This is a genomic window from Pseudomonas sp. PA-4-8C, assembly GCF_021606625.1.
GTDB classification, from domain to species: Bacteria; Pseudomonadota; Gammaproteobacteria; order Pseudomonadales; family Pseudomonadaceae; genus Aquipseudomonas; species Aquipseudomonas lactis.
Window position 1 is genome coordinate 1 of record NZ_WKCD01000096.1, and the last position, 17,904, is coordinate 17,904.

13 protein-coding genes and 1 pseudogene are annotated in these 17,904 nt (G+C 61.4%); 4 read left to right on the top strand and 10 right to left on the bottom strand.

Going from position 1 to position 17,904, the window contains the following annotated elements; all coding sequences use genetic code 11:
- Nucleotides 1-1,451 (top strand): annotated as a pseudogene (locus tag GIW04_RS15965) (ribonuclease E); the annotation flags it as partial.
- A gap of 212 nt (nucleotides 1,452-1,663) precedes the next feature.
- On the opposite strand, the gene GIW04_RS15970 reads toward GIW04_RS15965, so the two are convergent.
- The 3 genes from GIW04_RS15970 to GIW04_RS15980 form a co-directional block, all read right to left on the bottom strand.
- Nucleotides 1,664-2,251: a nucleotidyltransferase family protein gene (locus GIW04_RS15970; RefSeq protein WP_003189260.1), complete on the bottom strand. Its 588-nt coding sequence runs from the start codon at nucleotides 2,249-2,251 to the stop codon at nucleotides 1,664-1,666.
- Nucleotides 2,248-3,234 (bottom strand): XdhC family protein, encoded by a 987-nt coding sequence (locus GIW04_RS15975; protein ID WP_120247610.1) that lies wholly within the window; start codon nucleotides 3,232-3,234, stop codon nucleotides 2,248-2,250. Before GIW04_RS15975 ends, GIW04_RS15970 begins: the two co-directional genes overlap by 4 nt.
- A gap of 133 nt (nucleotides 3,235-3,367) precedes the next feature.
- Nucleotides 3,368-4,699, bottom strand: coding sequence for a dicarboxylate/amino acid:cation symporter (locus GIW04_RS15980; RefSeq protein WP_003189258.1), 1,332 nt, complete (start codon nucleotides 4,697-4,699; stop codon nucleotides 3,368-3,370).
- A 338-nt stretch (nucleotides 4,700-5,037) separates the two neighbouring features.
- Here GIW04_RS15980 and GIW04_RS15985 point away from each other — a divergent pair, with 338 nt between their 5' ends.
- Nucleotides 5,038-6,036 (top strand): AraC family transcriptional regulator, encoded by a 999-nt coding sequence (locus GIW04_RS15985; protein WP_003189256.1) that lies wholly within the window; start codon nucleotides 5,038-5,040, stop codon nucleotides 6,034-6,036.
- Nucleotides 6,037-6,099: 63 nt separating this feature from the next.
- Here GIW04_RS15985 and GIW04_RS15990 read toward each other — a convergent pair whose 3' ends face one another.
- A complete protein-coding gene (locus tag GIW04_RS15990; protein ID WP_003189254.1) occupies nucleotides 6,100-7,194 on the bottom strand; it encodes a PLP-dependent cysteine synthase family protein in 1,095 nt (364 codons plus the stop codon).
- 216 nt (nucleotides 7,195-7,410) lie between these two features.
- Between GIW04_RS15990 and nhaA the strand changes: the two genes are divergently transcribed.
- Nucleotides 7,411-8,595 (top strand): Na+/H+ antiporter NhaA, encoded by a 1,185-nt coding sequence (gene nhaA, locus GIW04_RS15995; protein WP_003189252.1) that lies wholly within the window; start codon nucleotides 7,411-7,413, stop codon nucleotides 8,593-8,595.
- 163 nt (nucleotides 8,596-8,758) lie between these two features.
- Here nhaA and GIW04_RS16000 read toward each other — a convergent pair whose 3' ends face one another.
- From GIW04_RS16000 to dinG, 6 genes are all read right to left on the bottom strand, one after another.
- Entirely contained in the window at nucleotides 8,759-9,223 is a 465-nt protein-coding gene (locus GIW04_RS16000) for a glycine zipper 2TM domain-containing protein (RefSeq protein WP_003189251.1), read from the bottom strand.
- Between the two features lie 265 nt (nucleotides 9,224-9,488).
- On the bottom strand, nucleotides 9,489-10,136 hold the full coding sequence (gene pdxH, locus GIW04_RS16005; protein ID WP_094775250.1) for a pyridoxamine 5'-phosphate oxidase: 648 nt from the start codon (nucleotides 10,134-10,136) through the stop codon (nucleotides 9,489-9,491).
- Nucleotides 10,137-10,163: 27 nt separating this feature from the next.
- Entirely contained in the window at nucleotides 10,164-11,309 is a 1,146-nt protein-coding gene (locus GIW04_RS16010; protein WP_120247609.1) for an OmpA family protein, read from the bottom strand.
- Nucleotides 11,310-11,451: 142 nt separating this feature from the next.
- Complete coding sequence (locus GIW04_RS16015; protein ID WP_057711882.1) at nucleotides 11,452-12,597, bottom strand: serine hydrolase domain-containing protein; 1,146 nt, start codon at nucleotides 12,595-12,597, stop codon at nucleotides 11,452-11,454.
- Nucleotides 12,598-12,679: 82 nt separating this feature from the next.
- Nucleotides 12,680-14,977: a beta-galactosidase gene (locus GIW04_RS16020; protein ID WP_034134926.1), complete on the bottom strand. Its 2,298-nt coding sequence runs from the start codon at nucleotides 14,975-14,977 to the stop codon at nucleotides 12,680-12,682.
- 88 nt (nucleotides 14,978-15,065) lie between these two features.
- Complete coding sequence (gene dinG / locus GIW04_RS16025) at nucleotides 15,066-17,210, bottom strand: ATP-dependent DNA helicase DinG (protein WP_003189244.1); 2,145 nt, start codon at nucleotides 17,208-17,210, stop codon at nucleotides 15,066-15,068.
- 99 nt (nucleotides 17,211-17,309) lie between these two features.
- Between dinG and GIW04_RS16030 the strand changes: the two genes are divergently transcribed.
- Nucleotides 17,310-17,774, top strand: a complete 465-nt coding sequence (locus tag GIW04_RS16030) for a CopD family protein (RefSeq protein ID WP_034134924.1) — start codon at nucleotides 17,310-17,312, stop codon at nucleotides 17,772-17,774.
- Nucleotides 17,775-17,904 lie beyond the last annotated feature (130 nt).

The following is a 17,904-nucleotide window of genomic DNA, read 5'->3' on the forward strand; positions in this document are numbered from 1 at the left end:
CCAAGGAAGAGCCTGCTGCCCCGGTTGTGGTTGAAAAACCTGCCGCCGAGCGCCCGGCGCGCAACGAAGAACGTCGCAACGGTCGCCAGCAGAGCCGTAACCGCAACGGCCGCCGTGACGAAGAGCGCAAGCCTCGCGAAGAACGTGCCCCGCGTGAAGACCGCGCACCACGTGAAGAGCGTGCGCCTCGCGAAGCCCGTGAAGACACCCCGACCGTAGCCCGTGAAGAACGTGCACCGCGTGAAGAGCGCGCCCCACGTACCCCACGCGCTCCACGTGAAGACCGCAAGCCACGTGGCGAGCGTGAAGAACGTGTGCGTGAACTGCGCGAGCCTCTGGACGCGGCACCTGCCGTTGCCGTTGCCGCTGCCGCAGCCGTTACCGCCGAAGAACGCCCGGCCCGCCAGCCGCGTGAAGAGCGCGCCCCCCGTGAAGAGCGCCAACCGCGCCCGCCACGTGAAGAGCGTCAACCACGCGCCGAGCAAGCCGCTGCCGCCAGCGAAGAAGAAGTACTGACCGGCGAAGAGCAACTGCAGGAAGACGGCCAGGACAACGCCGAAGGCGATCGTCCACGCCGCCGCTCCCGTGGCCAGCGTCGTCGCAGCAACCGTCGTGAGCGTCAGCGTGATGCCAACGGCAACGTAATCGAAGGTTCGGAAGAAACCGGCGAGAACGCAGAAACTGCCAACAACGAGCCAACAGGCGCCGAGCTGGCTGCCGGCTTAGCCGTTACCGCTGCCGTTGCCAGCTCGGTCATCAGCGCCCCCGCTGAAGCCCAGGCTCACGAGCAAGCCGAGCGCGCTACCGCTGCTGTCGAAGACACCGTTGCCGTAGAAGCACCAGCCGCCGAAACCCCAGCGGTTGAAGCGCCGGTTGTTGAAGTGCCAGTCGTTGAAGCCACGACCCCTGTCGAAGCCCCAGTGGTTCCGGAAGTGGAAGTTGCCCCGGTTCGCGACGCACAGCCGGAAACTGAAGCGGTTGCCGTTGAACCGGCTCCAATGGTTGAGCCTCAGCCAGTAGTCGAAGCGGCTGTAGAAGCTCCGGTGGTCGAAGAAGCAGCCCCGGCCGTGCGTGAAGTTCGCGAAGAACAGACCGCCTTCCAGTGGACCGCCGAACCGGCTGCCCCGGTTGAAGCGCCAGCACCTGCCCCAGTGGTAGAAGAAGCACCGGCACCGGTTGCTGAAGTCGTCGCCGAGCCAGCCCCTGTGGTTGAGCCGACGCCGGTTGCGGAGCCTGCGCCCGTGGTTGAAGTTGAAGCCCCGGTGGTTGCCGAAGTGGCCGCCCCTGTGGTTGAAGCTGCACCTGCCAGCGCCCTTACCGAAAATGGCCGTGCCCCGAACGACCCGCGTGAAGTGCGTCGTCGCCGCAAGGAAGCCGAAGCAGCTGCCGCAGCGGCTGCCCAGGCGGTAGAGCACAAGGCCGTGGAAGAAGAGCCTAAACCCCTCGTCTGATTCCATCCGCCACTAAAAAGCCCCGCCTGAGCAATCAGGCGGGGCTTTTTTTTGCAAAAGATTCGAACACACGGCTGTTCAAGTGCGGGAGGGGCTTGCCCTAATGCCTGTAGGAGCGAGCTTGCTCGCGAAAAACTCACAGGCCCGGCGTTCATTCAGGAAGCACGCTTTATCATTGACGTTTCTCGCGAGCAAGCTCGCTCCTACAGGTATTAGCGCTCGACGCTGAAACTCAACCGTTGCGGCACGTCCACATCCCATAGCACCCCAGGATCATCCACCTGTACGCCCCGCACCTGTGCTTGTGCAAACAAAGGCTTCGCGCCACGGTCCCCGGTCAACGCCATCAATGCAGGCCCGAATACACGACCAAAAGCCACCGGATGCCCATACTGCCCGGCATGCACAGGTACTGTGATGTTTTCCGGATCGGCCAGCACACGCTCGATCGTCGCGGATCGAATAAACGGCATATCACCCAACACCACTAGCCAGCCATCCGCCGAAGCGCTGGCCGCAACGGCAGCGGCAATGCTGTCGCCCATACCGGCCGATTCCAACAGCAGGACCTTGCAACCGTGCGCGTCAGCTAAACGAATCACCTCATGGCGCTCCGGTGAGGTCACCACCCAGCGTTCAACAAGCGTCGCGGGCAGGTTAACCAGCACCTGCTCGATGACCGGCCGGATAACGCCATCCAGCCCCACGCAAGCAGCCAGTAACTTGTCTTGATCCGCCCCGGCTTCGGCGCGAAAGCGACTGCCCTGCCCCGCTGCCAACACAATCGCTGTAACGGTCACTGCGCCGCTACCGCCAACGGCTTTTTCTGCATCGGTGCCACCCCGTTCTTGATCGCAACAATTTCCGCCATCAGCGACAGCGCAATTTCCGCCGGCGTATGGCTGCCGATGTGCAGGCCGATCGGCCCGTGCAAACGCGCGATGGCCTCCGCCGACAAGCCCAGCGCAGCCAGGTTCTCCCGACGTTTCTGGGTATTGACCCGCGAACCCAGGGCGCCGATATAGAACGCCGTGGAGTTCAGCGCCGTCAGCAACGCCATGTCATCCAGACGTGGATCGTGGGTGAGGCAGACAATGGCCGTGCGTTCATCGGTATGAATATTCAACACCGCCTCGTCGGGCATGCCCGGCACAAAGCGGCCATGCTGGTCTTCCCAGCCGTAGACGAACTCTTCGCGGGGGTCGCAGATCAGCACTTCGAAATCCAGCAGACGTGCCATTTGCGCTACGTAACGCGACAGCTGCCCGGCGCCGATCAACAGCAGGCGCCAGCGCGGGCCATAGATGGCGCGCAAGCGTTCACCGTCGAAGCTCACCACGTCGGTCTTGCTGGCGGCGCTCAAGGTCACCTCGCCGGTGGCCAGGTTCAGCTCGCGAGCGACAATCTGATGATCTTCACAACGCGCCAGCAGCGCTTCGACCCAACCCCACTCCTCCACGCGCTCCTCGGTGAGCCGCAGGGTGCCGCCGCAGGGCAGGCCAAAACGTGCGGCCTCATCGCGTGTGACGCCGTAGGTCACCAACTGCACGGGCGGGCCATCAGCAGGCAAGCGGCCGTCCTGCAGGCGCGCGATCAAGTCATCCTCGATGCAACCGCCCGACACCGAGCCAATCACCACACCATCACCGCGCAGGGCCAGCATCGCCCCCGGCGGGCGCGGCGCGCTGCCCCAGGTTTGCACCACGCTGTACAACATCACGCGCTGCCCGGCGCGGCGCCATTGCAGCACGCTGCGCAGGACGTTCAGATCCACACTGTCCATCAGGCCTCCGGTAAGTACTGTCGCGCTCACTGTAAACCAAAAATATCCGTTGTATCCCGCCAGAAACGCAAACGCCCCGAACCAGTCGGGGCGTTTGCCGATAGCGTTGGCGTCAGTTCACGCCAGCAGCCACTTACTTGACGACAGGCGCCGGGCCTTCAGCCACGCCCAGGTCATCGAGCTCGCGGGTTTCGGAGATACCGGTACCGCCAGACGCCAGCTCGCTTTGCAGCTTGTCGGTGTCCAGTTCCTTGACCCACTTGGCCACAACGATGGTGGCAACGGCGTTACCCACCAGGTTGGTCAGCGCACGGGCTTCGGACATGAAGCGGTCGATACCCAGGATCAGCGCCAGGCCGGCAACCGGCAGGTGGCCAACGGCCGACAGGGTGGCGGCCAGTACGATGAAACCCGAACCGGTCACGCCAGCAGCGCCTTTGGACGACAGCAGCAGCACCAGCAGCAGGGTGATCTGGTGAGTGATGTCCATGTGGGTATCGGTCGCCTGGGCGATGAACACGGCCGCCATGGTCAGGTAGATCGACGTACCGTCGAGGTTGAAGGAGTAACCGGTTGGAATCACCAGGCCGACCACGGACTTCTTCGCGCCCAGACGCTCCATCTTGATCAGCATGCGTGGCAGTGCGGATTCCGAAGAAGAGGTGCCCAGTACGATCAGCAGTTCCTCACGGATGTAGCGGATCAGCTTCAACACGCTGAAACCGTGAGCGCGGCAGATAGCGCCCAGCACCAGCACCACGAACAGGATGCAGGTGATGTAGAAGCAGATCATCAATTGGCCCAGTTGCACCAGCGAACCTACACCGTAGGCGCCGATGGTGAACGCCATGGCACCCAGGGCACCGATTGGCGCGAGCTTCATGATCATGTTGATGATGTTGAACATCACGTGGGCGAAGCGATCGATGAAGTCCAGCACCGGCTTGCCATAGGCACCCAGGCGGTGCAGGGCGAAACCGAAGATCACCGAGAACATCAGCACTTGCAGGATGTCGCCATTGGCGAACGCGCCGACGATGGTGTTCGGGATGACGTTGAGGATAAAGCCCACGATGCTCTGGTCTTTACCGGCGGTGACGTAGGCCGCCACTTTGGAAGCATCCAGGGTCGCGACGTCGATGTGCATGCCGGCGCCCGGCTGCACCACGTTGACCACGACCAGGCCAATCAGCAGAGCGATAGTGGAAACGATTTCGAAGTAGAGCAGCGCGTAGCCGCCGGTCTTGCCCACCGACTTCATGCTTTGCATGCCAGCGATGCCGCTGACCACGGTACAGAAGATGATCGGGGCGATGACCATTTTGATCAGCTTGATAAAGCCGTCACCCAGTGGCTTGAGGGCCACGCCGGTCTGCGGGTAGAAGTGGCCGAGCAAGATACCGATAACGATTGCGACGATCACCTGGAAATACAGGGATTTGTAGATTGGCTGACGAGTCGTCATTGCAAAGTTCCTCAATCGTCCCGTGTGGCAAATATCCGCCATTGCCCACGGCACTTGAATTGCGAACCCTCCTGCACTGGAGGGATTTGTTGTTTGCCAAGCCTGTAGGAACAAGCCTGCGCTGTAATCCCTATCGCAAACAGCGTGCCACTTTGCTTAAACGCGCTGAAGGCCTTTAGACATCAGGGCTTGGGTTTTACGGGCGACTCCGAGGCGTGCAACAAGGTGGCGGATTTCCGCCCACTCACCCTGTCTCGTCCTACAATTTGGCGGATATCCGCCTTGTCGCCCCGCCGGGTGATGGCTACCATCCGCCACTCCATGGATGAGGCCCTCGCATGCGTGAACGTACCATCGCCAGCCATTACGCACGAGCGGCCCTCGGCGGTGCGCGCCGAGTCGGTTTTGACTACTCGGGGGTGTTGCACCAGGTGGGCATTACCCCAGAACTGCTGACCGAGCCGCGCGCCCGCATCGCTCCAGAACAATTTACCCGCTTGTTGCAAATGCTCTGGCTGGGGCTGGATGACGAATACCTGGGGTTTGCCGAAGGGCCGAGCAAACGTGGCACTTTTGCCATGATGTGCCACGCGCTGATTCATTGCCGCACGCTGGAAAAGGCGCTGGAGCGCGGCTTATTGTTTTATAGCCTGTTCCCGCAAGGCCCGCGCTGGCAGCTGACGAAAGAAGGCGACATGGCGCGCCTGAGCCTGGACGACTCGCAGCTATGGGACCCGGACCACTTTCTCAGTGAATGCCTGCTGGTGATCTGGCATCGGCTGGGCAGTTGGTTGATCGGCCAGCGTATCCGGCTGCAGCAGGCCACCTTCAGTTACCCGATGCCGGCCCATGCCGGTGAATACGACCTGCTGTTCCCCTGCCCCCAGGTGTTCGGTGCGCCGACCAGCAGCCTGGTGTTTCCCAGCCGCTACCTGAGCTTGCCGCTGTTGCAGGATGAACGCACCCTCAAGCACTTCTTGCAGCGCTCCCCTGCCGACTTGTTATCCAGGCCGGATGAAGGCGACAGCCTGAGCAGCCAGCTGCGCCGCCTGCTGAGCCGCGACCGCACACCCTGGCCAGACCTGGAAGCCGTCGCCCAGCACTTGCACATCAGCCCACAGACCCTGCGCCGGCATCTGCGCGAAGAAGGCACGAGTTTTCAGGCATTGAAGGATGAGTTACGCCGGGATATCGCCATTTACCACTTGGGGCGGGCGGATTTGTCTTTGCAGGAGATCGCCGAACAATTGGGGTTTTCCGAACCATCGGCGTTTCATCGGGCGTTCAAGAAGTGGACGGGGTTGACGCCGGGGGCCTACAGAGCGCAGGAGAGTTAGAGGTGTATCGACTGGGAGGGCCTGTTCGCGGGCAAGCCAGCTCCCACACTGTTTCGCAGGGTGTCAGATATTGGCGCGCAGGATGCTATCGGGTAGCGCTTCACCACGTTCGACACTTGCTGCTACAGCCGCGATCAAACCCTCCAGCTCATAGCCCTGCCCCGCCAGCCACGCTTGATCATAATAGGTCGTGGCATAACGCTCTCCGCCATCGCACAAGATCGCGACAATCGACCCCGACGCCCCCGACGCTTTCATCTGTTGCGCCGCCATCAGGGCACCGATCAGATTAGTCCCGCTGGAACCGCCAACCCGTCGCCCCAAACGCTGCGCCAGGTAATGCATGGCCGCCAGGGATAATGCATCTGGCACCTTGACCATGGCATCAATCACCGCCGGCAGAAACGATGCCTCCACCCGAGGCCGACCAATCCCTTCAATCCGCGAGCCACAGTCCAGGCGCAGGCTCGCGTCACCGCTTTGGTAGAAATCGAAGAACACCGAGCGTTCGGCATCGGCACACAACACTCGCGTGCAATGCTGGCGATAACGCACATAGCGACCCAGGGTCGCGGTGGTGCCGCCGGTGCCAGGGCTGGAAATCAGCCAACTCGGCTCCGGGTGCTGTTCAAAACGCATCTGCTGGAAGATCGACTCGGCAATATTGTTGTTCGCCCGCCAGTCGGTGGCACGTTCGGCGTAGGTGAACTGGTCCATGAAGTGACCACCGCTTTCCTGGGCCAGGCGTTCGGACTCGGCGTAGATCTGCGTCGGGTCCTGGACCAGATGGCTTTTGCCCCCGTAGAAGGCAATTTGGGCGATCTTCTCTTGAGATGTAGTTGCGGGCATGACGGCAATAAACGGCAAGCCAAGCAAGCGCGCGAAGTAGGCTTCCGAGATCGCCGTGGAGCCGCTTGACGCTTCGATAACGGGGGCGCCCGGCTTGAGCCAGCCGTTGCACAGCGCATACAGAAACAGCGAGCGCGCCAACCGGTGTTTCAAGCTGCCAGTGGGGTGGCTGGACTCATCCTTGAAGTACAACTCGATGCCTGGCAAACCCGGTAATGGCAGCGGGATCAGGTGGGTATCGGCGCTGCGCTGGAAGTCCGCTTCAATGATGCGAATGGCTTCGCGGGCCCAGGTACGGTGGTCGCTCATGGTGGCTTCTCTAAAGGTTTTCAGCGGTGATCTTAAGATGTTTCCTACACTCCACACAGATACAGTGACGACGCAATTGGACACACAATTGCTAGTCTTTGGCTCACCGATGTCCCGGGCCATCCCTTATAACAAATAAGAATATAACTTTTGTTTTAACAACTAACGGTACGGGTTAGGGTACCCACCTATTGAACCTGGATTGGAGAGCATCCCTTGCCTCTGCGTAGCACTTTCACCCGTTTCTTCCAGCTGGAAGCCGCCAGTGGCCTGTTGTTGATCGCCGCTGCCGCCTTGGCGCTGATTATCAACAACTCACCGTTGTCGCACCTGTACAACGCCTTTCTCGACACGCCAGTGGTTGCACAGGTTGGCGCGCTGAAAATCGCCAAGCCGGCGCTGCTTTGGATCAACGATGGCTTGATGGCCCTGTTCTTCCTGCTGATCGGCCTGGAGGTCAAGCGCGAGCTTTTGGATGGCCACCTGTCCAAGCCTTCCCAAGTGGTGCTGCCTGGCGCAGCGGCCATCGGCGGCATGGTGGTGCCGGCGCTGATCTACTGGGCGCTGAACAAGGACAACCCCGCCGCCCTGGCTGGCTGGGCGATCCCTATGGCCACCGACATTGCCTTTGCGCTGGGCGTTTTAGCCCTGCTGGGCAAGCGCGTACCGGTGTCGCTGAAGCTGTTCCTGATGACCCTGGCAATCATTGATGACCTTGGGGCCATCATCGTCATTGCCCTGTTCTATTCCGCAGACCTGTCCACCGCATCCCTGGCGGGCGCGGGGGCGTGCTTGATTGCGCTGATTGCGATGAACCGCCTGGGCGTGATCAAGCTGGGGCCGTATATGATCATCGGCCTGATCCTGTGGGTGTGCGTGCTCAAGAGCGGTGTACATGCGACGTTGGCGGGTGTAACCCTGGCGTTCTGCATTCCACTGCGCACCAAGAATGCCGAAACCTCGCCGCTGCTGAGCCTGGAACACGCCCTGCACCCATGGGTGGCCTACGCCATCCTGCCGCTGTTCGCGTTCGCCAACGCCGGGGTCTCTCTGACGGGCGTCAGCCTGGAAAGCTTCACCCACTCCGTGCCCATGGGCATCGCCGCCGGCCTGTTGATCGGCAAGACCGTCGGTGTGTTCGGCCTCACCTGGCTGGCGATCAAGACCGGCATCGCCTCACTGCCCAGCGGCGCCAATTGGGGCCAGGTAATGGGCGTGGCGATCCTGTGCGGGATCGGCTTCACCATGAGCCTGTTTGTCGGCTCCCTGGCGTTTGTGCCAGGCGCCAGTGAGTTTGCCGGTGAAGACCGCATGGGGATTCTGACCGGGTCGATCCTGGCAGCCTTTATCGGGTATGCGGTAACGGCGATGGCAAGCCGCAAGAAAGCGATCGTTGCATGATTGAAGTAGGAGCGAGCTTGCTCGCGAAAAACTTACAGGCGCCGCGTTCATTGAGCACGCGTTATCGTTATCGTTAACGTTTTTCGCGAGCAAGCTCGCTCCTACAAAAAAACCCCCAACCGGTCACCCGGTTGGGGGTTTTTCTTCGCCTGTAGTTTAAGGCTTAGCGAGTCACGCGGCTGGTACCGTCGACGGTCATGATGCGTACGCGGTCGCCAATGCGGAAGATTTCATTTTCCTGCACGGCTTGTACGTAGGCGCGCATGCTGCCGTCGTCTTCGCGCACGGTGATTTCCACGCCCTGGGTGCGGGTCAGGCCTTCTTCAGTGGCCGAGCCCAGCAGGCCGCCCGCAACTGCGCCGATCACAGCAGTGACGATGCTGCCACGGCCGCCACCGATGGCGCTACCGCCAACGCCGCCGATGACCGCGCCCGCAGCGCCGCCGATTGGGGTTTTGGTGCCTTCGATTTTCACTGGACGCAGGGATTCGATGGTGCCCATGCGAACGGTCTGTACACGACGCGCCTCATCACGAGAGTACGAGTCGCCGGTCAGACTCGAGGCGCAGCCACCCAACAACAACGACAGGGTGGTAAAGCAGGCAACTAGTAAAACGGACTTACGCATAGCATCAACTCCAAAGGACAGGTATTCATTAAACGCTGTGACTTGGCGCGTGTCACGGCGCGCCAGGCAGAAACTTGCTTTCATTCAGCCTGAGTACAGACTGCCAGCACCAGAGAACTCGACGAACGGTAACCAAGCCAGGGTACAGAACGATGCCATAACCGGCTCGATCAGTGTAGCCGCACAGCCGAAAGCGCTCGAAGTCTCTTGAACAAAGACTTCGACGCAACGGTGTTGATTCAGGTGGGATGACGAAAGGTGCCGCTCAGGGCGCCAGACGCTCGCGGGACCATTGGCCGTCCTGCAAACGGTAGTTGAGGCGATCATGCAGGCGGCTGGCGCGGCCTTGCCAGAACTCGATGCGCTCGGGCAGTAAACGGTACCCTCCCCAATGCTCTGGGCAATCGGGCTGGGTATCGCTGAAACGCTCTTCAGTGGCCTTGAGCAGCGCCTGCAGCTCTTCGCGATCACGGATGACCTTGCTCTGCGGAGAAGCCCAAGCGCCCAGGCGGCTGCCCAACGGGCGCACCTGGTAATAAGCATCCGACTCTTCAGGCGTGACCTTGACCACGCGCCCTTCAATGCGTACCTGGCGCTCCAGAGTTGGCCAGAAGAAGGTCATGGCCGCGAACGGCCGCGCCGCGAGTTGTTCACCCTTGGCGCTCTGATAGTTGGTGAAGAAGGTAAAGCCCTGTGCATCCAGACCCTTGAGCAGCAGGATGCGGCAGTGCGGGCGACCGTCATGGTCGACCGTCGCCAACGTCATGGCATTGGCCTCCACTGGCGGCTGTTCGGTTTTAACCGCATCGCCAAACCATTGGTGGAACAACGCAAACGGCTCGTCCGGGGCCTGGGCCTCGCTCAAACCGTCCCGTGTGTAGTCACGGCGCATATCGGCCAGTGCCTGGGTCATGCGGCTTTATCCTTGTGGTTCAACAGCTCAGTTTTTCGCCTGGTCGTTCGAAGCGGGTGCCGCCTTGGCTTTTGCAGTAGCCGGCTTCTTGGCAGCCGGCTTGGCCGCAGCCTTTTTAGCCGCTGGCTTGGCGGCCGCTTTCTTGGCCGTGGCCTTTTTGGCAGGCGCTTTTGCCGCCGGTGCTGGCGCAGGCACATTCTGCACCGCGACCATTTCAGCTACGGGCGGAGTTTTGCCCGAGTTGTACTTGCTCAGCAGTGCCAACATCGTTGTACGCTGAGTGAACATGATTTCCATGCGACGGTTCAGCGCACGCCCCTGATTGCTGTCGTTGGCGGCACGCGGCATAAGGTCGCCCATGCCACGCAGCATCAAGCGATCCTGTTTCAGACCACTCAGGCTGAAAATCGAGGCAATGGACTGCGCACGTTCCTTGCTCAACGCCTGGCTGGCGGGAGCGCTGCCAGTGGCATCAACGTGGCCCAGCACCAGTACGGCGGTTTTCGGGTCAGCTTCAACGGCCTTGGCCACCCGCGTGAACGGGCCCAGTGTCACCGGCAGCAACATGGCCGGGCGCTTGGGGTTGTAGGAACCGTCTACCGGGGCAATCACCACCAGGGTGTTGTCACGGCGCTCAAGTTGCAGGTTGCTGTCCTTGATGGCCGCACGCAAGCGTGGTTCGTATTCGTCCAGCCAGGCTTGGGTGATCTTCGGGTCAGGCATTTGTACGTTGGTCACGTCGACCTTGGCCAACGGCTTTGGCTTGCTTTCGAACGGCCACCACCAACGCGGCTCGCTGTCGGTCTTGGCGACGACTGGCGCCGCGTCCGAGGCCGGGGTTGCGGCCTTCAGGTCGGCCTTCAAGTCAGCCTTGGCGTCGGCAGCTTTTTCTTCGGCGCTCTTGGTGGAGAACGGCCACCAGCTGTAACCGGTGTCAGCCTTGGCAGGCGCTGCTGCAGCGGCGACAGGTTCAACAGGCTTGGCACCCGCGGTCGGCTTGGCGTCGGGCTTGGCATCCGGCTTGGCGTCGGTCTGGGCCACTGGATCCTTGGTTGCAGCTTTGTCAGATCCAAATGACCACCAATGCCCACCTTCGGCATCATTTTGTGGAGTTTGTGCACAACCCGTAATAGTGAGGCACAGCGCCAGTGCCAAAGACTTGTTCGATAACATGAGATATCCACAAAATGAGAAAAAACAGGGGGTCGCGGGACCCGTTAAACAGACGCTAAAAGAACATTCAAGTTACAACATGTCGTTCAGCATCTTTTTTATACTTGCCTTTGTAACAAAAAATTGTGAAACAGCAAGGGGTTTATAGACAACCGGCCAATATTCCGACCAACTTCTGGGCACGCGGGTCCATAAGTACGTAAGGCCCCAGGGTATTAGTCACAAAACCGAAGGCTACATCATGTTCAGGGTCGGCAAAGCCGACTGAGCCCCCTGCCCCTGGATGCCCGAATGCACGGGGCCCAAGGCCGAACGTGGCATTGGGCAACTGCGGTTGATCCAACATGCAGCCCAGGCCGAAGCGGGTTTGGGTCAATAAGGTTTTATCCAGCCCGATACTGTGCTCGCGGGTCAATTGTTCGAGCATGTCGCTTTCCAGCAAACTACCGTCCAACAAACCACTATAAAACCCGGCCAGGCTGCGCGCATTACCGTGGCCATTCGCCGCAGGCTGCTGCATGCGTCGCCATTCGGGCTTATTAGTGCTGGTCAAAATAGACGGTGGGTTGGCAAATGCACGGGTAGTCATCGCCGCAGGCTCGCGCATCATTACTTGAAGTAACCGTTGCGCGGCTTCATCACCCATAGTGCCCTTGCTGCGCGCGATATGGGCGACGCGATAAAACTCTTCATCCGCCAAGCCCACATGGAAGTCCAGCCCCAATGGGCGTGCCACCCGCGCCACGATCGACTCCCCCGGCCCGCGCCCATCGGCGCGGCGCAACAGTTCGCCAACCAGCCAGCCGTAGGTGATCGCCTCATAGCCATGGCCCTGGCCCGGGGTCCACCACGGGGCCTCGGCCGCCAGGGTATCGACCATCAATTGCCAGTCATACAGGGCTTCGGTGGGCAGCATTTCGCGGATGGCGGGCAGCCCGGCCTGGTGGCAGAGCAACTGGCGCAGCGTGATCGTTTCCTTGCCAGCAGCGGCAAACTCCGGCCAGTAATCGGCCACCGGCGCATCGAGCTTGAGCTTGCCTTCGGCCACCAGTTGCAGGGCCGTCACTGCCGTGAAGGTCTTGGTGCAGGAGAACAGGTTGACGATGGTATCGCTGTGCCAGGCCTCGGCACCGTCCTTGTCGGCAGTACCGGCCCACAGGTCGACGACGGTTTGCCCGCCAACCTGGATGCACAGCCCGGCACCACGCTCCTGAGGATCATCGAACAGGGCGGCGAAGGCTTCGCGCACCGCTTCGAACTGCAGCTCGTAATGACCCTGAATCTGCACCTAAGTCCCCTCGGAAAACACCATGAAAAGTGGTCGCCATTCTTTCAGCCATTGTAGGTTTTGTGAACCCGTCAACGGTGAATCAATGCCCATTCCCAGCGTGCCCACCAGCATGCCCAGCGCCCTGCCCCGCGCCTTTGCCGTCGCGCCCCGGCTTGCCGGCTTCACTTTCACGCATCGCTTGGGTGGCCTTGGCTTTTTGCGCCTCACGGCCCAACTGGTCGAGCGCGGCCAGGTTGCTCTTGCGCACCGTCTCGACAAAGCCCTGGAACGGTACATCGGTGATGCCGACCAGGCCGAAATGGCCGTTTTCTCCATCCAGCAGACGCCCGGTGACCGGCTGGTCCAGGTACTGGAACCAGTGCACCCCGACAATCGACGGCTCGGCCACGGCCTGCTTGAGGAAGGTGGTGTAAGCCGCGCCACGGTCTTCTTCGCGGGCCAGTTGCGTCACGCCGCCCCAGAACGGGCCACGGTCGGCAGAGCCAAAGTTGAATTCGGTGATCAGTACCGGTTTGTCCAGCGCACGCAGCGCGGCGAAGTCGTAACCGTCCTGGGGTTTCAAGGTGTACATGTTGAAGCTCAGCACATCGCAATACTGCGCGCACGAAGCGACCGCTTCCGGCGTACTCACCGCAAAACGACCGCCCAGCAACAGCTGGTTGGGCGCGTGCCACTTCAGCGAGTCGGAAATGGTCTTGAAGTAAGCGTCGGCAAAGGTCTTTTGGAAATACTTGAAGTCGGCTTCGATTTCCGGGTGTTCGGGACTGGGCATCGGCGGCTCAAAACCTGGGTCTTCCATCAGTTCCCAACCAGCCAGTTGAATGCCCCAGGCTTTGGAAAGGCCCTCTTCATTGCGGTATTTATCGCGCAGTTGCTTGAGGAAGGCGCGCTTGGCCGGTACGTCGGTGGTCATGCGCAGGGTGCCGTACGCCAGGGCGTAGCGGGATTTTGCGTCGTCGCCAGGACCGGCCCAGGCCAGTTCGTTGTCGGCAAAGAAACCGATCAACCACGGATCGTCGCGGTGATCGCGAGCCGCGATGGCCACGGCGCGTTCGGTGGCCATGGCAAAGCGCGGGTCGAACGGATCGGGCATGCCGCCCCACCAGTCGGTGCCGGTGCTGATACTGGCATAGTCACCGACAATCGACAGCGGCAAGGTGTACGGCACGCGGTCGGCAGTGGCCAGGTCCGGATCGCTCCAGTTGCCCACGGTGTTGAAACCCCAGGCTTGCAGGCGATCAAGGGTATGGGTCACCCAGCGTGGCTGGTCCAACGCGTCACCGCCGTAAGTGCGTTGCAGGTTGGCAGCATAGAAATCGTACCAACGCCCCGAGCCAAAGCCGCGACCTTCGCCGGCACCGTTGCCGGTGCGGCTGTCGTCGCTGCCGTAGTACTTGTCAAAGGGTTCGCCGGCCTTGGGCAGCGCCGCAAACATCCACTCGCGCCCCGCCACGTAGGTCTGGCTGTTGTCCGGCGCCACGGTGTTCACCCCCAGGGAGTAGAACGGATGCCCGTCCGGCGTCACCAGGTACCAGCGGCCGTCGCGCTTCTGGGTGCGGAAAAAACCGCTGGCGTCGAAGCCCGGGCCCTTTTTCCAGCCGCCGTATTGATCCAGGGAGGACTTGTCCCGCTCGGCCAGCCAGGCCTTGAGCTGCTGTTGTTCCTTGGCAGCCGATGCCTTGAGTTGCTCGTCGCTGCTGACCTTTTCCGGCCAGCGTGCACGGGTGGACTGACCATAGGCATCCACCAGTTCAGTGTAGGCGGCCTTCAATACCGGCGCGCTGTCCTGCACACCGAAGCGCTCCAGCAGGATACTTTGGGCGGCATTGGGCTTGAGCATCGACAGGGTCACCGAGACGACCTGGCTGCGGTCGACTTCCCCGGCGCTGGCGGCCAGCAACACCCGCTGGCCATCCACGGTCATTGGCATCGGCGGGCCGGCCTTCATGCCCTGGCTCAGGGGGGAGTTGGCTTGCAGCGGGACGAGCAGCGTCTGGGCCGGGCCGGCCGGCAGGTCGATGCGGCTGACGAGCGTCTTGCCGTCGGCGCTCTGCACCTTGACGTAAAGGGTCAGCGCCCAGTTCATCGCGCTCTGGATACGCAGGCTCATGGCGCTCGATTGCGACCAGTCCCACGTACCGGTCTGCGGGCTGAGCACCAGGCTCGGCTCGGCAGCCGGGTTGAAGGTGATGCGGCGCAGCACCTCGCCTTCGGGCGTTTGTTCGGCGTTGTATTGCGGCAGGCTGGCGTCCTGGGTCGCCACCTTGACCACATCGGCAGGCCTGACGAAGTTGAACAGCGTTTGTTGCCCCTCGGGCGCCGCCATCAACGGCGCAGCGAACAGCAGGGCAAAAAGAGCGGGCAGCGTGCGGATCATACGAACAAAGTTCTCCCAAACGGCCGATGACTGGCCTGACGATAGTGATGAGATAGACCACGCAGTGGGCGAATCCGCCCACAGTGGCTTAAGAAATTTCGCGCCTGAACGGCGGCAAGGCATTGAGGATCGCCTTGCCATAGCGCTGGGTAACCAGGCGCCGATCGAGCAAAGTGATGGTGCCGCGGTCTTCTTCGGTACGCAGCAGCCGCCCGCAGGCCTGTACCAGCTTCAGTGAAGCATCTGGCACCGAAATTTCCATGAACGGGTTACCACCTCGGGCTTCGATCCACTCGGCCAGTGCGGCCTCGACCGGGTCATCCGGCACCGAGAAGGGGATCTTGGCGATCACCACGTGTTCGCAGTAAGCGCCGGGCAAGTCCACGCCTTCGGCAAAGCTGGCCAGGCCGAACAACACGCTGGAATCCCCACCGTCGACCCGCGCCTTGTGCTTGTTCAGGGTTTCCTGTTTGGACAGGTTGCCCTGGATAAACACCTGCTTGCGCCAGTCGCGGTCGAGGCCGTCGAACACGTCCTGCATCTGCTTGCGCGACGAGAACAGCACCAGGGTGCCGCGGGAGCCTTCCACCAGCGACGGCAGATCGCGAATGATCGCCGCCGTGTGCGCGGCCGCGTCCCGTGGGTCGGCCTTGAGGTCTGGCACCCGCAGCACGCCGGCGTCAGCGTGATGAAATGGGCTGGGTACCACGGCGGTAACGGCCTTTTTCGGCAGGCCGGCGCGCATGCGGAAGCGGTCAAAAGTGCCCAGGGCTGTCAGCGTGGCCGAGGTCACCAGGCAGCCGTAGGCGACGTTCCACAGGTTGCGGCGCAGCATTTCGGCGGCGAGGATCGGACTGGCGTTGACCTCGATATCGAACAGCGCACCGCTTTCCGACAGCGTCAGCCAACGGGCCATGGGCGGGTTGTCTTCCGGGTCTTCGACGGTAAAGGCGGTCCACAGCTCCCAATTGCCTTGGGAACGAGACAGCAGGCTGCCGAACAAGGGGTACCACTCTTCGGCCTGGTTACTGGCGATGCCGATATTGACCTCGCCATCCATGCCTTCCTTGAGCAAGTCCGTCAGGCGCGTGAACAGGTCGGTGAGGCGTGAAAAGCCTTTCTTCAGCTCGATGCCCATTTCGCGCATGTGCTCGGGGATCATCCCGCCGACAAAACGATGGCGCGGGCGCTCGCGGCCCTCGACGTCTTCACCGGGCTTGAAGTCCGCCACCTGCTCGCAGGCGCTGAACATGAACTGCTGCTGGGTCTTGATCTCGCGCGCCAGCTCCGGCACTTGCTCGATCAGCTTGCCCAGGTCGCCGGGCAACGGGTGCTGGGCCAGCAACTTGGTGAGATTCTTGGCGGTGGTTTCCAGCCAGTCGGCCGTGGAACGCAGGCGCGTGTAATGGGCGAAATGGCCAATGGCCTTGTCTGGCAGGTGGTGACCCTCGTCGAAGACGTAGAGGGTGTCGCGGGGGTCGGGCAGTACCGCACCGCCGCCCAGGGCCAGGTCAGCCAATACCATGTCGTGGTTGGTGACGATGACGTCCACTTTGCCCATGCCTTCGCGCGCCTTGTAGAAGGCGCACTGGCCGAAGTTGGGGCAGTGGCGGTTGGTGCATTGGCTGTGGTCGGTGGTCAGGCGCGCCCAGTCGGAGTCTTCCAGGGCAGTGGGCCAGCTGTCGCGGTCGCCGTCCCATTTGTTGCCGGCCAGCTTCTCGATCATGCTGGTAAACAGCTTCTGGCTGACCTCATCCACCTCGATCTTGAAGCCTTCTTCTTCGAACAAGGAGGCGGTGGCGGTTTGGGCGTGGCCTTCCTGCAGCAATACGTCGAGCTTGGACAGGCACATGTAGCGGCCACGGCCCTTGGCCAGGGCGAAGGTAAAGCTCAAGCCGCTGTTGCGCATCAGGTCGGGCAAGTCTTTGTAGACAATCTGCTCTTGCAGCGCGACGGTGGCGGTGGCGATCACCAGGCGCTTGCCAGCGGCCTTGGCCGTGGGGATCGCGGCCAGGCTGTAGGCCACGGTCTTGCCGGTACCGGTACCGGCCTCGACGGCTACTACCGCAGGCTCACCCTCGCGGCGGCCTTCGTCGTCGGTGTCGATATCCCCGAGGACTTTTGCCACTTCGGCGATCATCAGGCGTTGGCCGTAGCGCGGTTTCAAGCTTTTGGCTTCGAGAAAACGCGAATAGGCGCCCTGGATCGTGGTTTTGAGTTCAGTGCTGATCATGGATAGTCGGGCGCAAAAAACGCTGGATAAATTTTCAGTGGTTCGGATCGGCCGCTATCATACCCCGCTAATTAATCCCGCGCAGAACGGAGTACCACAATGACCGCGTTTAGCCTCGCTTATACCCTGCATGTACTGGCCGCCTTGATCTGGGTCGGCGGTATGTTTTTCGCCTGGATGATCCTGCGCCCCGCCGCCATGGCGGCACTTGAGGGCCCTGCCCGGCTCAAGCTATGGGCAAATGTGTTTCAACGTTTTTTTGTGTGGGTATGGGTGGCGGTGGTGCTTTTGCCGATCAGCGGCATGGGTTTGCTGCACCTGCGCTTCAGTGGTTTTGAAACCGCGCCGCGCTATGTGCAGGTGATGATGGGCTTGTACCTGGTGATGACGGCGCTGTTTATCCGCATCCAGGCGTTGAAATTCCCGGAGCTGAAGGCAGCGGTGGCGGCTGAAGATTGGCCGGCAGGCGCGGCTGCGCTGGGGCAGATTCGCAGGTTGGTGGGGATTAACTTGATTGTCGGGTTGGTGGTGGTGGCAGTGGCTTCGGCTCGGCCGATGTTCTGAGCTGTTCTTGCTGACACTATCGTGGCGGTATCTAAATAACTCTGTAGCGCTCAACGGTAACCACGATGCGAAGCGAGCCGCTCTTGATCTTGATCTGCTTGTGATCTTGATCTGGCTTTTGATCTTAGGC